We start from the raw sequence: 5,580 nt of genomic DNA on the forward strand, positions 1-5,580 counted from the left end.
GAAAAAATTCTAGCTTAATTTGACAATCAAAATAATATAAAAAACACTTGAATAAATGCTCATATAACTATTGACACAAGAGAAAAACAATAATAAAATAAATATACAACGTATGAATATTTGTTCAATCGTTCAGATGAAATGATTTAAAAAGAGGTGATAATATGACTAAAAAATCTAATTCAATTGAAAGATGTGACTGCAATGTAATTCATGAGGATATTGTAAATCAAGTTAGAGATAAAATGCCTCAAGAAGAAAGCCTTTATGATCTAGCAGAATTATTTAAAGTATTTGGAGATCCAACACGAATCAGGATATTATGGACTTTAAATGAAGCTGAAATGTGTGTTTGTGATATCGCTGTATTACTTAACATGACACAATCAGCAATTTCCCATCAGCTGAGAGTCTTAAAACAAGCTAATTTAGTGAAAAACAAAAAAGAAGGCAAAGCAGTATATTATTCATTAGTTGATGATCATGTAAGAGAAATATTTGACCAAGGTCTAATTCATATCAACGAGAAGTAGTAATGCGGTAGAATAGAATATTTTTTGAAGATATTTGGGCATATATTTAAGTCTTCATTTCAAATGAGCAATGCTTCAAGAAAATTTGAAAAAGACTTGTAGTATTCAAAATAAAATTACAAATAATATTTAGGAGGATTTAATAATGAAAAAGAAATTTATACTTGAAGGTTTAGATTGTGCAAATTGCGCGGCAAAAATGGAAAAGGCTATTAATGAGCTTGATGGAGTGAAAGAAGCTACTGTTAACTTTATGACCACAAAACTCGCTATTGATGGTGAGGATGAAAAAATGCCAACAATAATAGCAGAGGCCGAAAAAATAGTTAAAAAAATCGAACCCGATACAACTATGAAAAAGGCTTAAAGGAGGCGATTTAGTATGAAAAAACGACTATGGCGAATAATTATTGGTGCAGCCGTGTTAGCTACAGCAGTATTGCTTAATTTAAATAACGAATGGTTACAGATTGCTCTCTTTATAATAAGTTACATTATTGTAGGTGGAGATGTTGTAAAAAGAGCTGTAAAAAATATTTTTAAAGGCCAAGTTTTCGATGAAAACTTTTTAATGAGTATTGCAACAATTGGTGCATTTTTTATTGGTGAGTATCCTGAAGGTGTTGCAGTTATGCTGTTTTATCAAGTTGGAGAACTGTTTCAAAGCTATGCAGTTGGCAAGTCGAGAAAGTCAATTGCAAGCCTTATGGATATTCGACCAGATTATGCAAATGTTAAAAAAGGCGATGAACTTGTCAAGGTTGACCCAGATGAAGTACAAATTGGAGATATTATTGTAATTAAAGCAGGAGAAAAAATTCCTCTTGATGGCAAGGTAATTGAGGGAAGTTCAATGATTGATACATCGGCACTAACAGGCGAATCTGTTCCTCGTGAAGTAGAAGTTGGAAGTGATATCCTAAGTGGGTGCATCAACATTAATGGGGTTATTACAGCAGAGGTTACCAAGGAATTTGGAGAATCTACTGTAAGTAAAATTCTTGATTTAGTTGAAAATGCAAGTAGTAAAAAATCCAATTCAGAACAATTTATTACGAAGTTTGCGAGATATTATACACCGGTTGTGGTTATAATTGCAGTTTTTCTAGCTATTATACCGCCTCTTGTTATAGACGGGGCGACTTTTAGTGTTTGGATATATAGAGCACTAGCATTCCTTGTGGTATCCTGTCCGTGTGCTTTAGTTATTTCAATTCCTTTGAGTTTCTTCGGTGGAATAGGTGGAGCCTCAAAAAAAGGTGTTTTAGTCAAGGGTAGTAATTATTTAGAGGCATTAGCAGAAACTGAAATTGTTGTTTTTGATAAAACTGGAACACTAACGAAAGGTGTATTTAATGTACAGGAAATTCATCCAGAAGGAGTTTCCAAAGAAGAGCTACTAGAATTAACTGCACATGCGGAAAGCTATTCCAATCATCCGATTTCACTTTCACTGAAACGTGCATATAGCAAAGAAATAGACAATGGACGTATTTCAGATGTAGAAGAGATATCAGGTCATGGTGTTATTGCAACAGTAGATGGCAAAAAGGTTATGGCAGGAAATATCAAACTTATGAAAAAGATGGATATCCCTTATTTCAAGGGAGAGCTGATCGGTACTGTTGTACATGTTGCTGTTAATAACAAGTATACAGGTTACATTGTAATTTCCGATGAGGTAAAGGAAGATTCAGCACAAGCAATCAAGGAACTTAAGGCAGCTAATATTAAACAAACAGTTATGTTGACAGGTGATAATAAAAGTATTGGTTCAAAAGTTGCTAAAGAGCTTGGTCTTGATAAGGTTTATGCAGAACTGTTGCCAGCAGACAAAGTTGAAAAACTAGAAGAATTATTTTCGCAAAAATCTAAAAAAGGTAAACTTGCCTTTGTTGGAGACGGAATCAATGATGCACCTGTATTAGCTCGTGCAGACATTGGAATAGCAATGGGTGGTTTAGGTTCTGATGCGGCCATTGAAGCTGCTGATGTTGTGATTATGACTGATGAGCCATCGAAAATTGCTACTGCGATGAAGATTTCTAAAAAGACACTAAAAATTGCACATCAAAACATAGTATTTGCAATTGGAATAAAAATAATTGTTCTTATTTTGAGTGCGTTTGGAATAGCTACTATGTGGACAGCTATATTTGCAGATGTAGGTGTAACTATCATTGCAGTATTAAATGCTTTTAGAGCTTTGAATGTAAAGAATCTATAAACTATTTTTCCTATTCACCCCTTGAATGATATCGATAATTGACGATACAATCAAGGGGTATTTTTCAATTCAAAAACTATAAATCTAGAGTTGTCAAACATATGTGACACAAGCAGGTTAATTTCTGGTGTTTCCTTAGTCGTAAATATTCTGAATCTCATCGTTAATCACTGTGTCAAGGAGCAAAGCGTCAGCGTACCTTGACTCAGTGATAAGATGAGATAGACTTTGCGACGACTAAGCAACACTGTTAGAAAAATATGCCTCTATCATTTCGTTGGGACTCATAAACTTTAACTGTTTCCAATGTATATTATTTCCACGGCTCACATACCTTTGATGGCTCTTTATCAAGTGTTTCTCCGATGCAAATACTTGTTTCTCATACCATTTACTATTCTCACGATGATTTCGTTCTACCTTGTCATTCTGCCACGGAGAATAAGGGCGTGTACGTTGATACTTTATCCCTTTGTAATCTAATATCTGTTCAAAGATACTTTTATTATTCGTATTAAGCATCTCATTCGTAAATTCTGATCCATTATCCGTTTGAACTGTGGTTATGTTAAAACCCATTTCCTCTTCTAGTGTTAATAAAAATGTCGCTGTATTTGTGACGCTTTTTTCATCCACAATCTTACATACGCGTCTTCGACTATATTCATCTAGAGCGGTTATCTGATAGTAGCGCTTGCCTTTACTATCAAAACCAATACAACTTTGTGGGACGTATTTTATATCGATTTGAACATTTTGACCGGGATAAGTGACAATATCTGGTTTTCACCGTGATTTAGGGGAGCGTCGTTGTTGAATTTCAGTGACTTTATTCCACCCTTGTTGGCGAATTTTTTTACACATGGATTCATACGTCCGTTGGTAACCTTTCCGCTAACATTGAACATACACTTCAGCGAGCCCCTCATGTCCATAGCTTTGATAAGTACGCTTGATGAGATGTAATTCATCATCCGTGTGTTGTCTTGAATGAGAATGTGGCCGACAACTTAAAGGACGTAAGCTGTCCCAGCTACTATCATAACGATCTCACCAACGTTTTACGTTTTGACGACTTGTTCCGTAACGTCGGGCTGTTGGGGCATTATTGTATTTTTTTATCTTTTTTGTCACATATGTATTATCCTCTAACACGAGCTGAAATTAGATGATTTTCAAACTATACTATTTACCCAACATACTAAATTCAATCCATTCCTTATACTCGATACATACAGAGTTTGTGGCATTGATTGAAAAGATAAAGGAATAAACCTCATAACGACAGGGTTTCTGTGCATTTATGAATCTCTAGAGACCTTGTTTTTGGCTTGAAAAGTAGAAAATTTGATCCACAAGATGATTTGCCGAGGAAAAATGGGTTGGTATGTGGAAACAGGTCGATTGGTGTGATAAGGTGGGAAAATGATAACGGGCAACTGATACAATTTAATAGATTGAAAAGCCTTGATATAGCAGTTTTACTGGGGAGTGAAAGCGGAATATCAGGTTTTTTTTGATAAATGGATGTGAAAATATTTATGTATTGTGGGAGTTTACACACAGCTTGTGAGATAAGGGAGAAAATAGTGTTAAATTGTTAGTACAGCTGTTCAAAGTTTAATTGCTAGAATGATTCATGCAACGATGGTGAAGTGAATAGGCTGACCTTGTATCCTTCTAGCTACAAACTAGTTGCTAGCATTTTAACAGTAGGCCCTTTACCGTTTGAACCAGCAATATAAATAGTGGGAAGACGATTTTCTGGATGGTAAAATGTGTCATCAATTGTTTCATTGACGCTAATCTTAACACTATTTCGCTCACGGGTACTAGGGGTAACGTTGCTTGAAGTGCTTCGTACCGCAATGTATAAGCATCTTTTCATGATTTATTCTTATTAGAAATCGTGTAAATTGTCTTCTAAAAAGTCCTATTGGTAGGATTTAGCTTGGAAATGCAAGTTATAGCGCTTGTATTATTCGCTATTACTTATTCATAGCCAATATAGTTTGGTTAAATTTTTATCTAGCGTAGTGAAGTCTCGCTAACTTTTAATGGTTAGTCATCTCGTTTTGTTTAATTTTCTATAGTTCGTGTTTGAGTTATTCGGTCTTTTAGCCTAACCAAACCCTAATGCGTGAGATATGTCGTCGATTATATTACAATAGAAATAGATAGTTTGAACCTGATTATTATTTTTAAAAGGAGATGTATTATGGGATTATTAGTAGACGGTGTTTGGAAAGACCAATGGTATGATACCAAATCAACAGGTGGTCGTTTTGTACGTAAAGATTCACAATTCAGAAATTGGATTACAAGAGATGGTGCACCAGGTCCGACTGGTGAAGGTGGCTTTAAAGCGGAAGCTGGCCGTTACCATCTATATGTCTCACTAGCATGTCCATGGGCTAGTCGCACTCTAATGATGCGTAAATTAAAAGGTTTAGAAGATATGATTTCAATCTCTATCGTAAACCCAATCATGTTAGAAAACGGTTGGACATTTGCACCAGACCAAGGTGTCATTCCTGATCCAATCTTGAACGCTGATTTCTTATATCAAGTCTATACACATGCTGACTCTGAGTACACTGGTCGAGTAACGGTACCTGTTTTATATGACAAGAAAAAAGACACCATCGTCAACAACGAATCATCTGAAATCATGTTGATGTTAAACTCAGCCTTTGATGAAATTGGTGCTAAAGAAGGCGACTACTATCCAGAAGAATTGCGTGACCAAATCAAAGAAATGGATGACTATGTATATCCCAATATCAATAACGGTGTTTATAAAGCTGGTTTTGCGACAGA

6 protein-coding genes are annotated in these 5,580 nt (G+C 35.2%); 4 read left to right on the top strand and 2 right to left on the bottom strand.

Annotated elements, in window-relative coordinates:
• The first annotated feature begins 164 nt into the window (after positions 1-164).
• The 3 genes from HMPREF2811_RS09290 (at position 165) to HMPREF2811_RS09300 (ending at position 2,760) form a co-directional block, all read left to right on the top strand.
• Positions 165-533 (top strand): ArsR/SmtB family transcription factor, encoded by a 369-nt coding sequence (locus tag HMPREF2811_RS09290; protein WP_071409090.1) that lies wholly within the window; start codon positions 165-167, stop codon positions 531-533.
• A 145-nt stretch (positions 534-678) separates the two neighbouring features.
• The gene (locus HMPREF2811_RS09295) at positions 679-900 is read left to right on the top strand and encodes a cation transporter (RefSeq protein ID WP_006419103.1); all 222 of its coding nucleotides are present in this window, start codon (positions 679-681) and stop codon (positions 898-900) included.
• Between the two features lie 15 nt (positions 901-915).
• Entirely contained in the window at positions 916-2,760 is a 1,845-nt protein-coding gene (locus HMPREF2811_RS09300; RefSeq protein ID WP_071409091.1) for a heavy metal translocating P-type ATPase, read from the top strand.
• Between the two features lie 237 nt (positions 2,761-2,997).
• Here HMPREF2811_RS09300 and HMPREF2811_RS11780 read toward each other — a convergent pair whose 3' ends face one another.
• On the bottom strand, positions 2,998-3,537 hold the full coding sequence (locus HMPREF2811_RS11780) for a DDE-type integrase/transposase/recombinase (protein ID WP_256388715.1): 540 nt from the start codon (positions 3,535-3,537) through the stop codon (positions 2,998-3,000).
• Between the two features lie 907 nt (positions 3,538-4,444).
• Positions 4,445-4,648 carry a hypothetical protein gene (locus HMPREF2811_RS11145; protein ID WP_246829844.1) on the bottom strand — a complete coding sequence of 68 codons (204 nt, stop codon included), beginning with the start codon at positions 4,646-4,648 and terminating at the stop codon, positions 4,445-4,447.
• Between the two features lie 330 nt (positions 4,649-4,978).
• Here HMPREF2811_RS11145 and HMPREF2811_RS09310 point away from each other — a divergent pair.
• Positions 4,979-5,580: glutathione S-transferase family protein (locus HMPREF2811_RS09310; protein WP_246829845.1), on the top strand; the 602-nt coding region annotated here is incomplete at its 3' end.

Origin of the sequence: Globicatella sp. HMSC072A10 (assembly GCF_001811625.1) — a bacterium.
GTDB classification, from domain to species: Bacteria; Bacillota; Bacilli; order Lactobacillales; family Aerococcaceae; genus Globicatella; species Globicatella sanguinis.